Source organism: Segetibacter aerophilus (genome assembly GCF_007991655.1).
In the GTDB taxonomy this organism is placed as follows: domain Bacteria; phylum Bacteroidota; class Bacteroidia; order Chitinophagales; family Chitinophagaceae; genus Segetibacter; species Segetibacter aerophilus.
In genome coordinates this window covers 1-1799 of the sequence record NZ_BJYT01000067.1, presented here as the reverse complement: position 1 = coordinate 1799, position 1799 = coordinate 1, and the positions used below count along the sequence as shown (strand labels likewise).

Here is a 1799-nt window from a genome sequence, read left to right as displayed (position 1 = left end):
TATATTGAACGCGATTTGTCTATTTCAGTACCAATTCATTTGCTGTTTCAGTTCACTACTATTAGTGATTTAAGTAAGTACATAGAAATACAAAGTATTAATAATTCGAAGGAAAAAAATACAATAACATTTAAAGTATTAGATGTATAATTGTTACAATAATTGGCTGAAAACACCATGCTGAGATAAGGGAGTAATATGAAAGAAGCTTTTACAAAAGTGATTGAGTTATTGTATTTGGCAAAACAAGACGAAGTAGAGATTATCTTAAACGATGGTCGACTTCAGCTGAAAGTTCCTGATAATAAAGATATTGACCAAAAGTTACTGGATCAAATAAGAGCAAATAAAGAGTCTTTAATTGATTTTTTAAGTAAAGAGGATTTAAAACTTAGGACCGTTGACAGTAATCAAAAAATTATTAAGGCTGAAAGAAATAGTCAATCTTTCAAAATTCCTTTATCATTTAGCCAAGAGCGATTATGGTTTATCGACCAGTTAGAGGGCAGTTTACAATATCATATTACTGCTGTACTACGTCTCAAGGGAATTATGAATAAGAATGCCGTTGAGCATGCACTTAACGAGATTGTAAACCGGCATGAAATATTACGGACAGTATATATAGAAGAGGATGGAGAGCCGTGGCAGCGTGTTAAGCCAGAGAATGAGTGGAAATTAACGACTACATCAGGAACAGGGTATTTAGAGGATAAAACAGGATTGTACTCATATATTCAGAATACCACTCGCTCTCCGTTCAATCTTGCCAAAGATTACATGCTCCGTTCAGAATTAATAACGCTTGCGGAAGAAGAGCATTTGCTTGTTGTAACCATGCATCACATTGCCTCAGATGCGTGGTCAACACCTATTTTCGTCAAAGAGTTGGGTGAGCTTTATACTGCTTACGCCGATGGTCGTTCGCCAAATCTAAATTCACTCCCAATTCAATATTCTGACTATGCTATTTGGCAGAGGTCGTATTTACAAGAAGAGTTACTTAATAGAAAGTTAGACTACTGGAAGAAGAAGCTCGACGACGTTGCTCCTCTTCAGCTTCCGTTAGATTATAAACGTCCTGCCGTTAGTAGTAACCGGGGGGCTTCTGCTCTTTTTATGATTTCGCCTGAGTTACGTGATCAGCTTAGGATTTTAAGTCAGCGAAACGCGGCAACTCTGTACATGACTTTGCTTTCGGCTTTCAAGGTCTTATTATATAGGTATAGTGGGCAGGAAGATGTTTGTGTCGGTACATCTATTGCTGGACGTCCTCAGGCAGAACTGGAAGGATTGATAGGCTTCTTTGTAAACACCCTTGCCCTCAGAAGTAATGTAAGTGGAAAAATAAGTTTTAATAATCTCCTTCAACAGGTCCGTCAGACAATGCTGGAGGCATATGGCAATCAAGAAGTGCCTTTTGAAAGGGTGGTAGAGGCAGTGGTGAAAGATCGTGATATTAGCAGAAATCCTCTTTTTCAAGTAATGCTTGTGCTAAGGAACACGCCGGACGTTCCCGAATTACGTTTAGGCAATCTCTTACTTTCAGGAGAACCTTATGAACACACGACAGTAAAATTTGAGCTAACTTTTTTTATGACTGAAAGCCCTCGTGGCATTCAGGGGTCTGTTTTGTATAGTACTGATTTATTTAAACGCGATCGTATTGATCGCATGATGGAGCATTTTACTTCCCTCCTGGAATCAATAGTTGCTTCTCCTGATCAGTCTGTTGGTAGTCTTTCTATTTTAAGAGAAACTGAAGACAAACTTCTTAAGGAGCAATTTAGCTGTGCTTC

General features: G+C 38.1%; 1 protein-coding gene. It reads left to right on the top strand.

Annotation, left to right across the window (positions count from 1 at the left end):
• Positions 1-198 precede the first annotated feature (198 nt).
• On the top strand, positions 199-1799 hold a 1601-nt coding region (locus SAE01_RS24280; protein ID WP_246113331.1), incomplete at its 3' end, for a condensation domain-containing protein.